The organism is Collinsella sp. AM40-7AC, from assembly GCF_003468125.1.
GTDB classification, from domain to species: Bacteria; Actinomycetota; Coriobacteriia; order Coriobacteriales; family Coriobacteriaceae; genus Collinsella; species Collinsella aerofaciens_O.
The window spans coordinates 1-18,086 of sequence record NZ_QSGK01000015.1; the positions used below are offsets into that span (position 1 = coordinate 1).

Below are 18,086 nucleotides of genomic sequence, written 5' to 3' on the forward strand. Positions count from 1 at the left end.
ACGCGGGGCCCGTTCAGGCTGTTGCGTTGAGATTGAAAATCAACCTCACTGCACCTCCCTTGATTGGCAACTTCATCCGAACACTTCCCACATTCATCCGCACATGTGCGGGTGAATGTGGGAATCCGATACCCTGAGGGCCGGACCGGCCGGCCCCGGGAGATCGGAGGACGGCATGTCCGGAAAGAGGAAGAAGGGCGTCGGGAAGGCGGCCCCGAGGGCCTACGGCAGGCTCACCAGGCACGAGCGGAACACGGTCCAGAGGATGCTGGAGCGAGGGGCCTCGTGCAGGCAGATCGCGAGGGAGCTGGGCAGGTCGCCCTCGACGGTGAGCGCCGAGGTGGCGTCGCACAGGTTCGTGACCGCGCCGAGGGAGAGGCGCGGCGAGCGCGTGGACGCCTCCGCCGACCTGTCCGCGGCATGCCCGCGCCTGGCCGCGTGGCCGCGATGCTGCAACGGGTGCGGGCGGTACCGCGCGATCGGCTGCAAGCGCCGCCCGCACGTCTTCTACGAGGCCCGCGCCGCGCAGCTGTGCGCGGACTCGGTCCTCGTCTCGTCGAGGCGCGGGATAGACGCCGACGAGCCCGCCGCGGCCGAGGCGCTCGCCCTCATCCGCGACGGCCTGGGCCGGGGGCTCTCGCCCGAGCAGCTGTCCGCCCGCAACGGCGGGCCCGTGGACCTGTCGCCCTCGACGATCTACCGCTGGGTCGCGGCGGGCTACGACGGCATGACCAACATGGAGCTCAGGCGCAAGGTCGGCTACAGGCCCAGGTCGCACCGGGCCCCGAAGAGGGCGACGCCGCACTCGCCCCGCAGGTCGCACGCCGCGTTCCTCGCCCTCGGCGAGGACGCGTGCGCCGCCGCCTGGGAGATGGACACCGTCGAGGGCTCGCGGGAGGACAGCGCCTGCCTGCTCACGCTGCTGCACCGCCCCAGCAGGCTGCAGCTCGCGCTGCCGCTCGCGGCGAAGGACGCCGAGAGCGTGGCGGCGGCGCTCGGGGGCGTGCGCTCGGTGCTGGGCGCCGGCGGGACGCGCCGCGTGTTCCGCGCCGTCCTCACCGACAACGGCGCCGAGTTCTCCGACGAGGGCGCGATCGCCGCGCTGATCGGCGAGGGGCCGGGCGAGACGAGGCTGTTCTACTGCGACCCCCGGCGCAGCGACCAGAAGGGCGCCTGCGAGCGCAACCACGTCGAGATCAGGAAGCTGCTGCCCAAGGGCCGCGGCCTCAGGTTCGACCGGCTAGCCCCGGCCGACCTTGCGCTGGCGATGTCGCACGTGAACTCCGAGCCCCGCGGCGCGCTCGGCTTCGCGACGCCCGCCCGCACCTTCCGGGCGATGCTCGGCGACGACGCGGCGGCGCTGCTGGAGGCGTACGGCATCGAGGACGTGCCCGTCGACGGGCTCGACCTGACGCCGGGGCTCATCGCGCGGGCGCGCGCAGAGAGGGGCGATGCCCCGCTGTCCTAGCCTGAAAGGGAAAAACGGAATAGACTGACCGACCGTTCGGCTGGGTCTGGGAGGAGGTGCCGGGCGGCGGGCGGAGCATGGCCACCGGACCCATCGAAACACATCTCCACCGTTCCTTCAACTGGGAAAATGCCGACCCGGGGGCCCGAATGGGACCTCGGGGGCGTTCGGCTAGCTGCGGGAACGGCCTATTCGCTCAATGTGTTCGGCTGAGATCGGAAATCAACCAAGACGTGCGACCTATATAACATATCGACAAAAAAGACTGCCGGCGCGGGGCGGCGCCGACGGTTGCGAGAGAATATCGATTGTTGGCTGTTAAGCAGCGACGGCCTCGTAGACCGTGGCGCCCGAGAAGCTGTCGTGCAGGCTCTTGCCGCAGATCCAAGGCAGCTCGACGACCTCGCAGACCGTATTGACCAGCTCGGAGCAGTCAGTAAAATGGCCCTTATCGTTGAGGGCCTCGCAATCCTGAACACGCCAATAGCCATCGGTGTGCGTAATGTAGTACTCGTGATCGTTGATCGACACGAAAGCGCGCGTCTTGGAACGCAACAGCTTCAGAAATCCTTCGAAGTCGGTCTCGACGACATCTCCAGCCTGGAACATGATGTTACCTCCTGGCCCGGCGCCACCATGGCGCGTTGATAAACGTTGGTACTCCTTTAGTAAAACCTTTATCAGGGCTTATGCGCGCATCATTTAGGCAAATGGTAAAAACCGCAGGGTAGACGGGATAAAACGTTTAATCATCCCACCGGTTTGTCACATTCTGGCTGAAGTTTTATGCAAACCAACTTTTCCACTTGGTAGCTTGCATTTTTTGGGGCCGACGGCGCGATTACGGTTTTGGTTCGGCGGGTAAGAACGAGGCATCGCAACCAACGTCAGGAGGACACATGGAGACCATCGAGGCGCTCATCCATCGCCGCAGCTGCCGCAAATACAGCGATCGCCCTGTCGAGGCCGAGAAGCTCGCACGCATTATCGAAGCCGGTCAGTATGCGCCGAGCGGCATGGGACGCCAGCCGGTCACGTTCGTCGCCGTCACCGACCCCGCAACCGTCGAGCGCCTCTCGCAGCTCAACGCCCAGGCTATGGGTAGCGAGGGAGATCCCTTCTACGGCGCCAAGACCGTTGTGGTGGTACTCGTCGACCGCAGCGTGCCCACGCACCTGGAAGACGGCTCACTCGCCATGGGCAACCTGCTCAACGCAGCCTATGCGCTGGGCGTCGATTCGTGTTGGATCCACCGCGCGCACGAGGTCTTTGACTCACCCGAGGGATTGGAACTGCTGGCCAAGTGGGGTCTGCCCGCCGACGGAAGCCTGCGCGGTGTGGGCAACTGCATTCTGGGCTATGCCGAAGACGTGCTTCCCCAGGCCAAACCCCGCCGCGACAACATCGTGTACGTCAGGTAATTAGTTCCGCCGTTCTAACGAACGGCGGCCCCGCTGACGCTGCGCGAGCCGCATTCACGCCAATCTGACGTTCAATTTCGAGGGCGCGACCAAAAGGTCAGCGCCCTCTCATTTCACGTCACCTTGGCACAAATGCGGTTCGCTCGCTGTTGGTGACTGACATCGGGTGCACCACTGTTTACATTCGACACTTGGGCAGCTTAAAAAGGCCCCATCCCAAATTTGCTGCCCCACTCGCAACTTATCTTGCCGATGGAGTTGTCGTCGTTTCGTTCGTGTGAGTCGTTTCGGCTTCGCTGCCTTGTTCGTCCTCGTCCTTTTGCGCATCGGCGATGGTGGAGGCCGCCGCAACGATACCACGCTGAGGCGCCACGCCCGTCTGGGCCTGAGCGCCCTCGACAAGCTCCGTGCCGGCATGCGCGAGCTCGGGCGACTTAAACAATGCGTCCAGATTGGCCCCGCCGCCGGCGTAACCAAGTGCCGCGAGCGCGATGGCGATTATCGCGGCAACGACCGCGATCGGAACATAGCGATGCCAGCCTGCGGGATTGAGGCCGCTACGGCGAGCAGCGCCACGGCTAATGAAGCCGAGCGTTCCATCGTGCTTGAGCTTTGAGCCCACCACACGCTTACGGCCCCACAGCGACGATTCGGCCTGCATGGCCAAGCGAGCGCTTGCCGAAGGATAGCCATATCTAGTGCGTTTGAACGAGCCGTCGAAGCCTGAGGCGCTTTTGCCCCACGTCCGCGAAGCCGTGCGACGGTTGACCGGCGCCGTGGGCTTTCGAGCCCGATTAGGTTTTGAAGTCTCCGTCATACGCCCCCGCACGCCGTAACGCAATCGAAACATTACCGCTTTGGACTGTAGCACACGCGCTGCACGCGGTCACGAGCGCCTCGCTCAGCGGTCATCGTCCTTCAGCAAGCGCCACAGGGTCGTGCGGCTTATTCCCAGCACCTCGGCAGCGCGGGTCCGGTTGCCCTGAAGGTAGCCTACGACCAGCCGCGCGATGTCGCGTTCGGTATCGGCCAGTGGACGCAGGATATACAGGTCGCTGTCGAGCGTCGGAGTGCCAAAGGTTGCGGTTTTGATGACGTCTTCCTGGGCGAGCACCTCCTCCGCCACCGTGCGCTCCGCCACACCCGGCCCTACTAATATATAGAGTCGTTCCGAGACCTCGCGAAGCTGCAGATAGTTGCGTGGCCAGCGATAGCCGTTGAGCGTCGAGGCAGCCTCCTCAGACATACTCGGAGCGGCAGTTCCAAAGACATCTGATAGATACGACAAATACTGCGCGACCTTTTTCGATGCGCCACCCTGCTCGGCAATCGCAGGCGCCACACTCACTGCGCACGCCAAGCGCTCGGTTACAAAAGCGGCCTGATCGCTTTCGCCACCGCCCGGCATATCGTTTGCCGTCAGAACCACATGGCAACGCGCGGCCAGCGCCGTGTCGGTCATCGTAGAGACAAGCTCGCGCAGACGCTGCGGCGAAAGTGCATGCCAGCCGCCAATACAAAGGGTCAGCCTTGCCTGGAACAGCGGCGATTCCGAGCTTTTGAGCAGATGGCGCCAGCCGCGATCTGTGAGCTCGTCAAGTGCCACGGACACAAAGGGTTCGTCAGCATAAGGCCCATCCAGATAGAGGCGTTTTGCAATCTCTGCCTGGCCAGCACCCAGCTCGCCCTCCAACATGAGGGGCACGCCGCGGGCATAGCTTTCGCAGACGGGGCCAGAGACCGCAGCGGCACCCTCGACAATGCCGTACGCGCTTGCCTCGTAGCGCGCCTCGACCTCATCTGCGTTAAGCCACTCAATGCCCGCGTGTGCCGCCACACCGCGCACCTCGCGGATCACGACCACCCAAAGCGCGCCGTCTTCCTTGGCGACCGGACGCACCGTGAGGCTCAAGCGCCCTCCCGCATGCCCCATCACCAGGCGCGTGCCGTTGCCCACGCGCCCCAGGCGCTCGGCGACAAATGCCGCGACATCTTGCTCGAGCGCGACATCATCCATGGTCGAAATCGCCACGTGTCCATGCCCATCGATTGCCAACGCCGAGGCCCCGGCAGCAGCCAAGGCCTCGATCAAGATTTGTAGCTTGGCGTCACTGTTCATATTGCGTCCCGTCCTCGACGCCACGCCGCCACCGACGGCCGCGCGGGTGAGTGTTTCAAAATTGAACGATATTGCTCACCAAACACTATAGGGCAGAGGCCGCCGTCCTGCGAGTATATGAGTTGCCCCGCATCGCCATCCTGGCGGGGCGATAAGAGCTCTTCGGGACCTATAAACCTGCGGACAAGCCATACCCGCAAGAGCTCCTATCGCTCCACCGCGGACATGCGCTCACCAGCATGCAGCACGCAAATAAGCTACTTCTCTACCAGATTCCCAGCACGTGCTGCATTCCCAAACTCATGCACGCAATGCCAATCCAGCAGCAAAAGCCCAATGCGATGGGCTTACCGCCCTTTTTGACCAGCTCGACGATATCGGTATTAAAGCCAATGGCCGCCATAGCCATCACGATAAAGAACTTCGAAAGCTCCTTGATGGGCGCCGTAATGGACGCGGGAAGCTGAAGCACCGTGGTGATTACGCTCGCCAGCACAAAGAACAGCACGAACATGGGAAACGCGCGTTTAAGCGAGAACGTGCTTTTGGCGTCGCCGCCGGCCTTGCGCGCCAGATGCATCTGCCAGCATGCGAGAACCAACGTAATGGGAATAATGGCCAGCGTCCTGGTGAGCTTGACCACCGTGGCGCTCTCGAGCACATTGGCACCGGGATGCATGCTGTCCCAAGCGCTCGCCGCAGCCGTTACGGACGAAGTGTCGTTGATGGCGGTGCCGGCAAACAGGCCAAAGCCCTCGTTGGTCAGCCCGAGCATGCCGCCGAGCGTCGGAAACACGAGCGCCGCGATAACGTTAAACAGGAAGATGACCGAAATAGCCTGGGCAATCTCACGATCGTCGGCATCGATGACGGGCGCGGTCGCGGCGATGGCAGAACCGCCGCAAATCGACGAGCCCACACCCACGAGCGTCGCGATCTTGCCCGGCACGCGCATAACGCGGCAGAGCACGAAGGCGATGACAAGCGAGGTCGAGATCGTCGCCACGATAATCGGCAGCGACTGAGCGCCCTTGGACAGAATCTGCGAGAGGTTCATGCCAAAGCCAAGCAGGATTACCGCGTACTGCAAGACTTTTTTAGACGTATAGGTGACGCCGGCGGCGAGCTGTTCGCGACGATTCTTGGGAAAGACGAGCGCCAGGACCATGCCAAAGAGGATGGCGAATACCGGACCGCCGACCACCTCAATTTGTTTGCCGAGCAACGTCGCGGGAATGGCGATGATCAGGCAGAACAAAACGCCTTTCCAGCGCTCGCGTACGATATTTGCCAGTTGCATATGGGATTCCTTCTTTCTATTTCACGTTTGCGACGGCTTATGATACGGCAACGTTGAGCACAATCCCGTACAAACGCAGGCAAAAATGTCGCAAAAGTTATCGGGCGGCGATTGAATTTCCACCGCAGAGAACTGATTCGCGGCATAATAAACAACTGACATATGAGTGTGGAAGAACGTTTGCGAGGCGCTATGGAAGAATCGATGCACGTCGGCGAGCAGGAAACGAGCCTACAGGACCAGTCCTACCACACCATTCGACGCAAGATCGTCTACCTGGACTACAAGCCGGGCGAAAAGCTGGGCGTCAAGCAACTTTGCGACGACCTGGATATGGGGCGCACGCCCGTGCGCGAGGCACTGGTGCGTCTGGCGCAGGAAGGCCTGGTGCGCACCGTGCCCCAGAGCGGCACCTACGTCTCACCCATCAACCTCACCCTTGCCGAGAGTGCCTGCTACATCCGCGAACATCTGGAAAAGCAGGTGATTGTGGAGTGCTGTGCGCGAGCCACGTCGGCCGGCATCGAGCAGCTCGACCGCGCCATCGTGCTGCAGGAAAAGGCCATGGCCGAAGAGGATCGCATCGGCTTCTTTTTGAGCGACAACCTCATGCATCACATGATTTTTAGCATCGCATGCCGCAGCACCGTGTGGTCGTGGCTCGAGGAGACCAATGCCGACCTAGAGCGCTTCCGCTGGCTGCGCGCCGCCACGCAGGTTCTCGACAATCAGGACATCGTGAACGAGCACAAGCAGATTCGCCGCGCTATCGCCGGTCGCGACCCCATCGAAGCGAGCTTTTTGGTCAGCAAGCACCTGCACATGATGTTCCGCAACCAAACCGAGGTTCTGGACCAGTTCCCCGAGTACTTCGAGACCAGCAAGCTCCGCTAACCTGCCAAAAAGGGACAGGTTTATTTTGGCAGGTTTTATCTGGGCAAATGCAACAAGGCCCGGCTCCGCTGCAACGGAGCCGGGCCTCGGTCACTAGAACGGCGGAACAACAATTATTCGACCGTGACGCTTTTCGCCAGGTTGCGAGGTTGGTCAACGTCGCAACCGCGCAGGATAGCCACCTCGCGGGCGAGCAGCTGCAGCGGGACGCTCGCCGTGATGGGGCTGAACACGTCGCGGACGGCCGGCACGCGAATGATGCAGTCGGCAATCTTGTTGATCTCCTCGTCGCCCTCGGTGGCAACGACGATGACCTTGGCGCCGCGTGCCTTGCACTCCATAAGGTTCGACACGGTCTTGTCGTAGGTGGCACTCTTGGTAGCCACAGCGATGACAGGGAAGCCCGGGTCGATCAGGGCAATGGGGCCGTGCTTCATCTCACCGGCGGCGTAGGCCTCGGCGTGCAGGTAGCTGACCTCTTTGAGCTTGAGCGCGCCCTCGTAGGAAATAGCGGCACCCATGCCGCGACCCACGAACAGTGCGGACTGCGCGTCCTTGCACAGCAGGGCGGCCTCATGCACGGCCTCGGTTTGGGTATCCAAAATCCACTGGATCTGCTCGGCCGTATCGGAAAGCTCGCGGAACAGCATGCGCGCCTGCTTGGTGGTCAAGCGGTACTTGACCTGCGCCAGCAGCAGGGCCAAAAGCGTAAGGCTCACGACCTGGCCGATGAAGCTCTTGGTCGAGGCAACCGCGATCTCCTTGTTGGCCTTGGTGTAGATGACGCCGTCGCTCTCACGCGCCACGGGGCTGCCCACCACGTTGGTGATGCCGAAGACCTTGGCACCCTTGATGCGCGCGTCGCGAATGGCGGCAAGGGTATCGGCCGTCTCGCCCGACTGGGACACGGCAACGACAAGCGTCGTCGGCGTAATGATGGGGTTGCGATAACGGAACTCGCTGGCCGCCTCCACCTCGGTGGGGATGCGAGCCCAGCCCTCAATGAGATTCTTGGCAATGAGGCCAGCGTGATAGCTGGTTCCGCAAGCGATCACGTAGACGCGGTCGATGTCGTTGAGTTCCTCGAGCGAAAGGCCCAGCTCGTCGATGTCGAGCTCGCCGGCCGGCGTCATACGACCGACCAGCGTGTCGCGCACGACGCGCGGCTGCTCGTGGATTTCCTTGAGCATAAAGTCGGGATAACCGCCCTTTTCTGCCATGTCCAGGTCCCAGTCGATGTGGGTGACCTTGGGCTCGATAACGTTGCCGGCCTCGTCGGTATACTCGACGCCTGCGGGCGTGAGTTTGGCAAACTGACCGTCTTCGAGCACCACGACATCGCGGGTGGCGTCGATGAGCGCGATGACGTCGGAGGCGACATAGGCGCCGGTCTCGCCCGCTCCGACCACGATCGGGGAATCCTTGCGGGCCACGGCGATCACGCCGGGCTCGTCAGCGCACACGGCGGCCAGACCATAGGCACCGACCACGTGGGTGCAAGCCTCGCGCACGGAAGCCATCAGGTCGTGCGTCTCGGCATAGGCCTCTTCGATCAGATGCGCGAAGACCTCGGTATCGGTCTCGCTCTTAAAGTGGTGGCCGCGGCCCTCCAGTTCTTCGCGCAGCTCGGCGAAGTTCTCGATGATACCGTTGTGGACGATGGCGATACGACCGTCGCAGCTGGTGTGGGGGTGAGCGTTAACGACGGAGGGCTTGCCATGGGTAGCCCAGCGGGTATGGCCGATGCCGCAGGTAGCGTCGCTGTCGATGCTGGAAAGCTCGCTCTCCAGGCCCGCAACCTTGCCCACGCGGCGGATGACGTCGAGGTGAGCCGCGGCGCCCTCGCCCACCTCGAGCGCGACGCCCGAGGAGTCATAGCCGCGATACTCCATACGCTTGAGGCCCGTGACCAGGATGTTCTTTGCAATATCAGAGCCGGTGTAGCCGACGATTCCGCACATAGGATAAATCCCTTCGTTCGCGTGACTGCAAGACGTCCACGCACAGGGGGCGCTGAGACGTATAACGTTCGAGTATTGTACTCACGCAAGCGCAAGCTGATATACCAGAAGTGGTATCTCAACTTAGATACCACCCGATGCACACACGTCCAGCCGGTCCAAACCACCACAAAGGTGCCTGTCCCCTTTGTGGTGGTCGCGCTGGCAACGGCGTTTCCCCAGATAAAACCTGCCAAAATAAACCTGTCCCTTTTTGGTAGGTTTGGGATGCTACAATCTGGTTTGTACTTGAAACGCATCAAAGGGGCCGCTATGGCAAAGGTGAAAATCAGCGACGTCGCGCGCGAGGCCGGGGTTTCGCTGGGCACGGTTTCCAACGCGCTCAACCACCCCGAAAAGCTGCGCCCCGAGACCCTCAAGCTCATCAACGAGACCATCAATCGCTTGGGCTACCTGCCCAACCAAAGCGCTCGTCAGCTCGCGGGCGGCGCCACCAAGTCCTTTGGCCTGGTGCTCCCCCGTCTCGACCACGGCTTTTCGCTCCAAATCGCCAGCGGCGCCCACAACGAGGCCCGCAAGCACGGCTACGATCTGCTCATCGCCAATGCCGATAACGACGATATTCTCGAGGATCATTACCTGCGCTACTTTATGGGCACGCAGATGTCCGGCGTCATGGTTCAGCCCATGGCATCCCCCGACTGGCACCCGGCCATGACTAAAATGCCCGTGCCGATCGTCCATCTGGACGTCCATTGTTCAGAACCCGGTTACTACGTGGCCGCCGACAACGAGGCACAGGGGCGCATTATCGCCGAGCTCGCCATCGCCCGCGGCGCACGCCATATCACTGTTGTGGGTCGAGCAGCATTTATGCAACTCACCCTGCGCGTCCTTGGCATTCATAAAGCGCTCGCTCTACACCCCGATATCAAGATCGAAGTCATCGACGCCGGCGAATGGAATACCGCAGCCGACGGCTACAGTATCGGTGCCCAGATTGCCGAGCGCCCTGCTGACGAGCGCCCCGATTTTGTCATCGGCCTGACTGACGTATTGGCCTCGGGCGTTATCTCGGCGCTGACCGACAAAGGCATCTCTGTCCCCGGCCAGATTCTTGTTGCCGGCTGCGACGGCAACCCGCTTGCCTGGAGCGGATCGGTCCCCCTCACCACCGTGGCACCACCGGGCTACGAGATCGGCCGCAAGGGCGTGCAGCTGCTCATCGAGCAAATCGAGGATAAACCTGCCGCCAAGACCAAACGAGTCCGCATCGGCTCCGCCGCGCGTACCGTCACCACGGCCACGGCCACCGAGGACATTAACCGTCAGGAGCTCGTGCGCCCCTTCTTGCTCGAACGTGTGAGCACCCAAAAGGCCGAGCAGCACCCGACGGGCCCATCCGCGGCCCCAATAACCGACATCAACCTGGGCGCCTACCTGTAACAAAAAACGCCGCAACGGGAACAGTCCCGCTGCGGCGTTTTTGCTGGCCCCACGGGCCTTCTCCGTTTAGCCGGACCTGCGGCTACAGTTATTTATGGAATGTAATCCATTTTTCATTAACTTTTTTGTTAAAATAGACTCAATTCCATATTTTTAGATATTTCCTATAAGTATTGATTTTGCTCCAGTTTTTTCTCGCCAAGAAAGGGGTTTCATGAATCTGATTGATCGCAAACAGTACCTCGACTGGCTCATTTCGTGGAAAGACTCGCACGTCATCAAGGTCGTTTCGGGCGTGCGAAGGTCCGGCAAATCAAAGCTATTCGAAATCTACCGTAGCTACCTGCGCGATCATGGAATCACAGGCGACCAGGTTATATCCCTCAACTTTGAAGACCTGGAGTTCGAGTCGCTTACGTCGTATAGAGCACTCTACGACTACATTTCCGCCAGACTCGTCCCCGATAAGATGAACTACGTTTTTCTGGACGAGATACAGCACGTCGAGCATTTCGAAAAAGCCGTCGACAGTCTTTTTATCAAGGACAATGTCGACCTCTACATAACCGGTTCCAACGCTTATCTGCTCTCGAGCGAGCTGGCAACTTTGCTCTCCGGCCGCTACGTAGAGCTCAAGATGCTGCCCCTATCCTTTAAAGAGTTTTGCTCGGCAAAAACCAATGACGGAAAGGCTCCCGCGCAGTTGTTTGACGAGTACATCACCCGGGGCTCTTTTCCCTTTATCGCCGAGACGGGTATTCAGGGACCCCAGGCGCGCGATTATCTTATGAGCCTCTACGATACCATCGTCATACGCGACGTTATCGAACGCCTGAAGGTCTCGGACGTCCCGACCCTGCGCGATATCACCAAGTTCCTACTCCATAGCATTGGAAACCGGATCTCGATTAAAAAAATCTCCGACACGCTCTCGTCCAACGGCAACAAAACCGACCAGAAAACCGTAGCCAAATACCTCAAAGGCTTAACAGACAGCCTTGTGCTGTACTTTGCTCCGCGCTATAACGTGCGCGGTCGGCAGCTTCTTTCAACAAACGGCAAATACTACGCCGTTGACCTTGGACTTAGAGGCGCTCTCGTCAAAACCCAAAGCAGCGATATCGGTCATATCCTCGAAAATGTTGTTTATCTCGAGCTCCTACGCCGTGGATACGACGTCTACGTGGGCGATATCGACGGCGGGGAAATCGATTTTGTTGCCCTAAAGTCAGACGAGACAGCCTATTTTCAGGTTTCAGCCACAACGCTCGACGAAACTACCCTCAATCGAGAGTTGGCCCCCTTTAAGAAAGTCCGAGACAACTACCCCAAGACGCTTCTTACGCTCGACACGCTGTTTGCGGACGCGAACTACGAAGGAGTCCGCAAGCGCAACGTGATCGACTGGCTCCTGGAGTAACCTGTAACGTCATAACCCTCCGCCAGCTCCTTACCAAGGCCGCAGCCCCAGTCGCTTAAAGCACAATGCCCCTCTTATCGGCCAAAACAGCAATCTTGGCGTGATAAGAGGGGCTGACTGCGTCAGCGCCTCCACGCAGGCGCCGTTGCCGCCACCGTCCTGCGAGCTCGGGCGCGGGACATGGCGACTCGCGTGCAAACGCTAGCGCACGGCCTTGACTGCCGCCGCCAGGTCGAACAACGTATCGAGCACGGCCTCGCAGCCATCCACCACGTCCTGCGGCAGCGGCACGATATCGGGGACGGCAAAGACATGGCAGCCGGCCGTAATGCCCGAGACGCAGCCGTTGCGAGAATCCTCGACCACGGCGCACTCCTCGGGAGCAAAGCCCGCGCGCTCGCAGGCAAGCAGATACATCTCGGGGTCGGGCTTGCCGTGCACGACGTCCTCGCCGCAGGTCACCGTTTCAAACTTGTCAAAAAGACCAACCATCTTAAGGTTGCGCTCGGCCGTAACGAGGCGCGACGACGTCGCCAGGCCCACGTGATAGCCCGCAGCCAGCAGCTCGTCTATGCACTCGGCGGCGCCGGCCTTAAGCTCCAGTTCGGTCTTGACCATCTCGTCGCGAATCTCCTTGTGGCGGGCATAGACCGCCTCGGTAGTTTCGTGGCTGCCATAACGCTTATCAAGGATGTCCATGACGTCGGGCAGCGTGCGGCCGATAAACTGATGGATCAGGGCATCATCAATCGCGACCCCCAGCTCGGCAGCGCCCGCTTTCCATGCCTTGATGCCCAAACGCTCGGTATCGACCAGCGTTCCGTCCATGTCAAAAATAACAGCCTTGATCATATCGGTCCCCTCACCGGATTGCATTACTGCCACTCTACCGCACTTTACAAACTTGTATATAACGTATATAGCATATTGCACTTTCGTTACATAGATAGAAGTCTTATGACAAGCGGCTCGGTAGGATTATAGTTTTCGACCGAGTACTCAACGGCAAGGATCGATTCATGCTTTCAGACACCACCGCACCTGCAGAGGGGCTTCAGGACAAACTCGCAGCGCTCGAGCAGCTGCTTTTGGCATACGGACGCGTCGCCATCGGCTTTTCCGGCGGCGTCGACAGCAGCTTTCTGGCCGCGGTCTGCGCCCGCATCATGCCCGCCAGCACGCTTCTCGTTCACCTCACCACGCCGCTCATCGGCACGCCCGAGCAGGCTTCGTTTGAGCAGGCGGTTGACGGGCAGGCCGATGAGGGGCCGCATTTCAAGCTCCCCGTGCTCAATCTTTCGGTCGATCAGCTGCGGCTCCCCCAAGTAGCCTGCAACGATGCCGACCGCTGCTACCACTGCAAGCGCGCCGGCTTTACCGCCATCGTCAACCACGCCAAGTCGCTGGGCTTTCCCACCGTCATCGACGGCAGCAACGCAAGCGACCGCGGCGACTACCGCCCCGGCATGCGCGCCGCCCAGGAGCTCGGCGTGCGCTCGCCCCTCATGGAGGTCGGCTTTACCAAGGACGAAGAAAGCGAGCTGCTGCGCGCCTGGGGCTATCCCGTTTGGAACCTGCCGGCAGGAGCCTGCCTGGCCACGCGTGTCCCCACGGGCGAGGAGCTCACGCGCGAGAAGGTCGATGTAATCCGCACCTGTGAGGACTACCTGCACGACCTTGGCCTAGACCAGGTCCGCGCACGCCTCGTCGGCGGCTGCATGCATATCGAGGCCGCGCCGACAGACGTTGCCAAGATTGCCGCCCTCGGCAGGACCGCGGTCAACGACGAGGGCAAGGCCCCGCTTCCCGCCGCCATCGAATCTGCCCTGCGCAACCTAGGCTGCGGCCATATCTCCCCCGAGGTCACCCCCTACATCCACGGCAACATGAACCTTTAAGTTACGCCGTTTTACAAACGGCGTAACCGCTCGGCGCTGCGCGGGTTCCGGGCACGGCAAACTGACGTTCAACTTCACGGGCGCGACCAAAAGGTCAGCGCCCGCTTGTTTCACGTCACCTTGCCGCACCCGGAACCCGCTCGCTCGCTTATGCTCAACCTGGGCTACATAAATTGTCGCCAACCTACCAAAAGAGAACAGGTTTATTTTGGCAGGTTTTATCTGGGAAAACGCAAGCGGGGCCACGCCGAAGCCACCGTCATCAACCTCGGCGCATGCCTTTAGCGCACTGCCCTGACCGCTGCCGGCAGATCGAACAGCGTATCGAGAACGGCCTCGCAGCCATCCACCACGTCCTGCGGCAGCGGCAAGATATCGGGCACGGCAAAGACGTGGCAGCCGGCCGCAATGCCCGAGACGCAGCCGTTGCGAGAATCCTCGACCACGGCGCACTCTTCGGGAGCAAAGCCCGCGCGCTCGCAAGCGAGCAGGTAAATTGCGGGGTCGGGCTTGCCATATGCGACGTCCTCGCCGAAGGTCACCGTTTCAAACTTGTCAAAGAGGCCAACCGTTTTAAGGTTGCGCTCGGCCGCAATGCGGCGCGATGACGTCGCAAGGCCCACGTGATAGCCCGCGGCCAGCAGCTCGTCTAGGCACTCGGCGGCGCCGGCCTTAAGCTCCAGGTCGGTCTTGGCCATCTCGGTGTGAAGCTCAATGTTGCGGGCATAAATTGCATCGGCAGTTTCGCCCTTGCCGTAATGTGCCTCAAGGATGCCCTTAACATCGGCATTCGAACGGCCGATAAACTGATGCATCAGCGCGTCATCAATCGCGATACCCAGCTCGGCAGCACCCACCTTCCACGCCTTCATGTCCAAGCGCTCGGTATCGATCAACGTTCCATCCATGTCAAAAATAACAGCCTTGATCATATCGGCCCCCTTCGCCGGCTTGCGTTACCGCAACCCTACCCCCACTTTGCAACTTGTATATAACGTATATATCATATCGCGCCAACCTACTGAAAAGGGACAGGTTTATTTTGGCAAGTTTTATCTGGGGAAACGCAGACGGGGCCGCGACGTCTATAGCGTCGCGGCCCTTTTCCTTGGAGAAGGATCGATTAATGGAACGGAGAGCCCGTTCTAACCCTCGAGCCCGGCGTTGATGAGCTCGGCAATCTCGACAGGATCGGTGCTTTCGCGCACTTTGTCACGGAAGCCTGCGTCCATCAGCATCACGGCAGCTTTGGAGAGCAGGCGCAGATGCGTGGTTCCAGCCTCGCCGGCGGGCACGTACAGTGCGAGCGCGACATCGACGGGCACGCCATCAAAGCTCGGCCACTCAACAGGCTCGGACAGCTTGAGCACGGCCACGCCCGGCGTATGGATCGCATCGCTCTTGGCATGCGGAACGGCAAAACCGGCGACAAGGCCGGTCTCGGCCTCGTTCTCGCGAGCAATAAAGGCAGCTTCTACGGCAGATGCGTCATCGGCAAAGCCGAGCTCGATGGCCTGCTCGGACAAATAATGCAGGGCATCCTCGCGCGAGGCGGCGGTATACCCGATCGTCACTTGGTTGGCAGATACAAATCCCATGGAAACCTTCCTTACAACACAGACCTGACTGCAGCTTCGATACCGTCGGCGTCCAAACCGTACTTGTGCAGCAAATCGACCGCAGGGCCGGACTCGCCATACACATCGCGCACGCCGACGCGTCGCATCGGCAACGGATGCTGTTCCGCGAGTACCGAGGCCACGGCCTCGCCAAGACCGCCGATAATCGAGTGCTCCTCGGCAGTGACCACGCGACCAGTCTTCTTGGCGCTGGCAACCACCAGGCGCTCATCAAGTGGCTTGATCGTGTGCATGTTGATGACCTCGGCATCGATGCCATCGGCAGCGAGCGTCTCGGCAGCCTCAAGCGCCTCGGCGACCATAAGGCCACAAGCGATGATGGTCACATCGGACCCCTCACGCACGACCACGCCGCGGCCAATCTTGAACTCATAGTCCTCGTGGTCGTTGATGACCGGTGTTGCCAGACGGCCGAAGCGCATGTAGACTGGCCCCTCAAATTCATACGCGGCGCGTACGCAAGCGCGAGCCTCGATGTCATCGGCGGGAACGATCACCGTCATACCCGGAATCGTGCGCATGAGCGCGATGTCCTCGCAGCACTGATGCGTGGCGCCGTCTTCACCGACCGAGATGCCCGCGTGCGTAGCGCCGATTTTGACGTTGAGGTGCGGATAGCCGATGGAATTACGCACTTGCTCGTACGCGCGGCCGGCGGCGAACATGGCAAAAGTGCTCGCAAAGGCGACGTGACCCGTGGTCGCGATGCCGGCGGCAAGCCCCATCAAGTTGCTCTCGGCAATGCCGGCATCGTAGAAGCGCTCGGGGTGCGCAGCCTTAAACTTTGCGGTCTGCGTTGCGGCGGCCAGGTCGGCATCGAGAACCACAAAGTCATCGCGCTCATTGCCCAGCTCGACAAGTGCCTCGCCATAGCTAACGCGCGTGGCGACTTTCTTGACGTCTGCCATTAGAGCTCCTCCCCTGCTGCTGCGAGCTCGGCCATGGCCTGCTCAAACTGTTCATCGTTGGGTGCCTTGCCGTGCCAGCCCACCTGGTTTTCCATAAAGGAGACGCCCTTGCCCTTCACCGTCTCGGCGATAATGGCCACAGGCGAGGCGCTCACTTTGCGAGCCTCGGCAAAGGCGGCGGCAATCTGCGCCATGTCGTTACCGTCGGCGAGCTCGATCACATGCCACTTAAAAGCGCGGAACTTGTCGGCAAGTGGCATAGCCGAGTTAACTTCGTCGATACTGCCGTCAATTTGCAGGCCATTATGATCGACGATAGCGACGAGGTTATCCAGGTCGTGGTTGCCGGCGAACATGGCCGCCTCCCACACCTGGCCCTCCTCGCACTCGCCGTCGCCCAACAGCGTGTAGGCGCGGTAGCTGTCACCCCAGTGCTTTGCGGCGAGCGCCATTCCAACCGCGGCGGAGATACCCTGACCGAGCGATCCGGTGGACATATCAACACCCGGGGTGTCGTTCATGTTGGGATGGCCCTGCAGTCGGCTGCCAATATGGCGGAGCGTCTCGAGCTCTTCGACGGGAAAATAGCCGCGATTTGCCAACACCGAATACAGGCCCGGCGCCGCGTGACCCTTGGAGAGCACAAAGCGGTCTCGATCGGCCTTGTGAGGGTCGGCAGGATCGATATTCATTTCCTCAAAGTACAGATACGTCATGATGTCGGCAGCACCGAGCGATCCACCCGGATGTCCCGACTTGGCCGCGTGCACCGCAGTCACGACACCCTTCCTGACCTCATTGGCGACCTTCGCCAGCTCCTGGTTGGTCATACGAATTCCTCTCTTGAGAACAACCCCGGCACCGGATGACGCGATGCCGGGGCAATCCACTTGTTAAGCCTGAGCGACGACCTTCTGCCAGTCAGCCTCAAAAGAGGCGAGGCCCTGGTCGGTCAGCGGGTGATGCAGGCACTTCTTGAGAGCGGCCATGGGCACGGTCGCGATGTCGGCACCAAGAAGAGCCGCCTGGGTCACGTGGTTGGGCGTGCGGACCGAAGCGGTGATGATCTCGACGGTGTCGTCGACGTTCTTGCCGGTCCAGTCATAGTTCTTGATGCAGGTCACAACGTTGTCGAGCTGCGAGATGCCGTCCTCGGCGATGTCGTCAAAGCGGCCGACAAACGGGCTGATGTAGCGGGCACCGGCGTTGGCGGCCATGAGGGCCTGCGTCGGCGAGAAAACAAGCGTCATGTTGACGCGCACGCCCGCATCGGCCAGGGCGCGGCAGGCGGCGAGGCCGGCCTCGCACACGGGAAGCTTGACCACGATGTTGGGAGCCAGGGCGGCAAGACGCTTGCCCTCCTCGATCATGCCCTCGGCAGTGGTCGCGGTGGACTCAGCAGACACGGGCAGGCCCTCGCAGAGCTCGGCAATCTTGAGCATATGGGGCTCAAAGTCGGCGAGCTTGCCGCCGGTCTTGGCGTACAGGGACGGGTTGGTGGTGACGCCGGCAAGGCAGCCCCAGCTCTTGGCCTCGGCGATCTCGTCAAGGTTGGCGGTATCGATAAAGAACTTCATGGTGCAAACTCCTTCTAAGGAATCCAAAACTCAA

At 60.9% G+C, this 18,086-nt stretch carries 17 protein-coding genes; 6 read left to right on the plus strand and 11 right to left on the minus strand.

Annotated features, from left to right (window positions below; genetic code table 11):
- Positions 1–175: 175 nt before the first annotated feature.
- Positions 176–1,468, plus strand: a complete 1,293-nt coding sequence (locus DW892_RS09680) for an IS30 family transposase (RefSeq protein WP_117767226.1) — start codon at positions 176–178, stop codon at positions 1,466–1,468.
- A gap of 318 nt (positions 1,469–1,786) precedes the next feature.
- Here the strand turns inward: DW892_RS09680 and DW892_RS09685 are convergent, their stop codons facing one another.
- Positions 1,787–2,077: a CDP-alcohol phosphatidyltransferase gene (locus tag DW892_RS09685; protein WP_118260475.1), complete on the minus strand. Its 291-nt coding sequence runs from the start codon at positions 2,075–2,077 to the stop codon at positions 1,787–1,789.
- A gap of 290 nt (positions 2,078–2,367) precedes the next feature.
- Here DW892_RS09685 and DW892_RS09690 point away from each other — a divergent pair, with 290 nt between their 5' ends.
- On the plus strand, positions 2,368–2,889 hold the full coding sequence (locus DW892_RS09690; RefSeq protein WP_117767228.1) for a nitroreductase family protein: 522 nt from the start codon (positions 2,368–2,370) through the stop codon (positions 2,887–2,889).
- Between the two features lie 241 nt (positions 2,890–3,130).
- On the opposite strand, the gene DW892_RS09695 is transcribed toward DW892_RS09690, so the two are convergent.
- From DW892_RS09695 to DW892_RS09705, 3 genes are all read right to left on the minus strand, one after another.
- Positions 3,131–3,706 carry a hypothetical protein gene (locus DW892_RS09695; protein ID WP_147349869.1) on the minus strand — a complete coding sequence of 192 codons (576 nt, stop codon included), beginning with the start codon at positions 3,704–3,706 and terminating at the stop codon, positions 3,131–3,133.
- 84 nt (positions 3,707–3,790) lie between these two features.
- Complete coding sequence (locus DW892_RS09700; protein ID WP_117767232.1) at positions 3,791–5,008, minus strand: helix-turn-helix domain-containing protein; 1,218 nt, start codon at positions 5,006–5,008, stop codon at positions 3,791–3,793.
- 265 nt (positions 5,009–5,273) lie between these two features.
- Entirely contained in the window at positions 5,274–6,308 is a 1,035-nt protein-coding gene (locus tag DW892_RS09705; protein ID WP_117767234.1) for a YeiH family protein, read from the minus strand.
- A gap of 192 nt (positions 6,309–6,500) precedes the next feature.
- Here DW892_RS09705 and DW892_RS09710 point away from each other — a divergent pair, with 192 nt between their 5' ends.
- Positions 6,501–7,202 (plus strand): GntR family transcriptional regulator, encoded by a 702-nt coding sequence (locus tag DW892_RS09710; RefSeq protein WP_050766156.1) that lies wholly within the window; start codon positions 6,501–6,503, stop codon positions 7,200–7,202.
- A gap of 113 nt (positions 7,203–7,315) precedes the next feature.
- Here the strand turns inward: DW892_RS09710 and glmS are convergent, their stop codons facing one another.
- Positions 7,316–9,163 carry a glutamine--fructose-6-phosphate transaminase (isomerizing) gene (glmS, locus tag DW892_RS09715; RefSeq protein ID WP_117648388.1) on the minus strand — a complete coding sequence of 616 codons (1,848 nt, stop codon included), beginning with the start codon at positions 9,161–9,163 and terminating at the stop codon, positions 7,316–7,318.
- A gap of 312 nt (positions 9,164–9,475) precedes the next feature.
- Here glmS and DW892_RS09720 point away from each other — a divergent pair, with 312 nt between their 5' ends.
- Complete coding sequence (locus DW892_RS09720) at positions 9,476–10,609, plus strand: LacI family DNA-binding transcriptional regulator (protein WP_117767238.1); 1,134 nt, start codon at positions 9,476–9,478, stop codon at positions 10,607–10,609.
- Between the two features lie 214 nt (positions 10,610–10,823).
- Positions 10,824–12,029 (plus strand): ATP-binding protein, encoded by a 1,206-nt coding sequence (locus DW892_RS09725; RefSeq protein WP_117759248.1) that lies wholly within the window; start codon positions 10,824–10,826, stop codon positions 12,027–12,029.
- A gap of 201 nt (positions 12,030–12,230) precedes the next feature.
- On the opposite strand, the gene DW892_RS09730 is transcribed toward DW892_RS09725, so the two are convergent.
- Positions 12,231–12,881, minus strand: a complete 651-nt coding sequence (locus tag DW892_RS09730) for an HAD family phosphatase (RefSeq protein WP_158567056.1) — start codon at positions 12,879–12,881, stop codon at positions 12,231–12,233.
- 167 nt (positions 12,882–13,048) lie between these two features.
- Between DW892_RS09730 and DW892_RS09735 the strand changes: the two genes are divergently transcribed.
- Positions 13,049–13,927, plus strand: a complete 879-nt coding sequence (locus tag DW892_RS09735; RefSeq protein ID WP_117767242.1) for an ATP-dependent sacrificial sulfur transferase LarE — start codon at positions 13,049–13,051, stop codon at positions 13,925–13,927.
- A 281-nt stretch (positions 13,928–14,208) separates the two neighbouring features.
- On the opposite strand, the gene DW892_RS09740 is transcribed toward DW892_RS09735, so the two are convergent.
- From DW892_RS09740 to fsa, 5 genes are all read right to left on the minus strand, one after another.
- Entirely contained in the window at positions 14,209–14,859 is a 651-nt protein-coding gene (locus DW892_RS09740; RefSeq protein WP_117767244.1) for an HAD family phosphatase, read from the minus strand.
- 213 nt (positions 14,860–15,072) lie between these two features.
- Positions 15,073–15,525, minus strand: coding sequence for a PTS sugar transporter subunit IIA (locus DW892_RS09745; protein WP_117655772.1), 453 nt, complete (start codon positions 15,523–15,525; stop codon positions 15,073–15,075).
- 11 nt (positions 15,526–15,536) lie between these two features.
- Positions 15,537–16,475 (minus strand): transketolase family protein, encoded by a 939-nt coding sequence (locus tag DW892_RS09750; protein ID WP_117767246.1) that lies wholly within the window; start codon positions 16,473–16,475, stop codon positions 15,537–15,539.
- Positions 16,475–17,305 (minus strand): transketolase, encoded by an 831-nt coding sequence (locus tag DW892_RS09755; protein ID WP_117767248.1) that lies wholly within the window; start codon positions 17,303–17,305, stop codon positions 16,475–16,477. Before DW892_RS09755 ends, DW892_RS09750 begins: the two co-directional genes overlap by 1 nt.
- Positions 17,306–17,368: 63 nt before the next feature.
- Entirely contained in the window at positions 17,369–18,052 is a 684-nt protein-coding gene (gene fsa / locus DW892_RS09760) for a fructose-6-phosphate aldolase (RefSeq protein ID WP_006235616.1), read from the minus strand.
- Positions 18,053–18,086: the final 34 nt, after the last annotated feature.

What these genes read in the sequence shown, in the direction of transcription:
- DW892_RS09750 (WP_117767246.1), bottom strand. Translation starts at nt 16,475, where the DNA reads ATGGCAGACGTCAAGAAAGTCGCCACGCGCGTTAGCTATGGCGAGGCA.
- DW892_RS09735 (WP_117767242.1), top strand. Translation starts at nt 13,049, where the DNA reads ATGCTTTCAGACACCACCGCACCTGCAGAGGGGCTTCAGGACAAACTC.
- DW892_RS09755 (WP_117767248.1), bottom strand. Translation starts at nt 17,305, where the DNA reads ATGACCAACCAGGAGCTGGCGAAGGTCGCCAATGAGGTCAGGAAGGGT.
- DW892_RS09745 (WP_117655772.1), bottom strand. Translation starts at nt 15,525, where the DNA reads ATGGGATTTGTATCTGCCAACCAAGTGACGATCGGGTATACCGCCGCC.
- DW892_RS09725 (WP_117759248.1), top strand. Translation starts at nt 10,824, where the DNA reads ATGAATCTGATTGATCGCAAACAGTACCTCGACTGGCTCATTTCGTGG.
- DW892_RS09695 (WP_147349869.1), bottom strand. Translation starts at nt 3,706, where the DNA reads ATGACGGAGACTTCAAAACCTAATCGGGCTCGAAAGCCCACGGCGCCG.
- DW892_RS09700 (WP_117767232.1), bottom strand. Translation starts at nt 5,008, where the DNA reads ATGAACAGTGACGCCAAGCTACAAATCTTGATCGAGGCCTTGGCTGCT.
- DW892_RS09740 (WP_117767244.1), bottom strand. Translation starts at nt 14,859, where the DNA reads ATGATCAAGGCTGTTATTTTTGACATGGATGGAACGTTGATCGATACC.
- DW892_RS09680 (WP_117767226.1), top strand. Translation starts at nt 176, where the DNA reads ATGTCCGGAAAGAGGAAGAAGGGCGTCGGGAAGGCGGCCCCGAGGGCC.
- DW892_RS09720 (WP_117767238.1), top strand. Translation starts at nt 9,476, where the DNA reads ATGGCAAAGGTGAAAATCAGCGACGTCGCGCGCGAGGCCGGGGTTTCG.
- DW892_RS09710 (WP_050766156.1), top strand. Translation starts at nt 6,501, where the DNA reads ATGGAAGAATCGATGCACGTCGGCGAGCAGGAAACGAGCCTACAGGAC.
- fsa (WP_006235616.1), bottom strand. Translation starts at nt 18,052, where the DNA reads ATGAAGTTCTTTATCGATACCGCCAACCTTGACGAGATCGCCGAGGCC.
- DW892_RS09705 (WP_117767234.1), bottom strand. Translation starts at nt 6,308, where the DNA reads ATGCAACTGGCAAATATCGTACGCGAGCGCTGGAAAGGCGTTTTGTTC.
- DW892_RS09730 (WP_158567056.1), bottom strand. Translation starts at nt 12,881, where the DNA reads ATGATCAAGGCTGTTATTTTTGACATGGACGGAACGCTGGTCGATACC.
- glmS (WP_117648388.1), bottom strand. Translation starts at nt 9,163, where the DNA reads ATGTGCGGAATCGTCGGCTACACCGGCTCTGATATTGCAAAGAACATC.
- DW892_RS09685 (WP_118260475.1), bottom strand. Translation starts at nt 2,077, where the DNA reads ATGTTCCAGGCTGGAGATGTCGTCGAGACCGACTTCGAAGGATTTCTG.
- DW892_RS09690 (WP_117767228.1), top strand. Translation starts at nt 2,368, where the DNA reads ATGGAGACCATCGAGGCGCTCATCCATCGCCGCAGCTGCCGCAAATAC.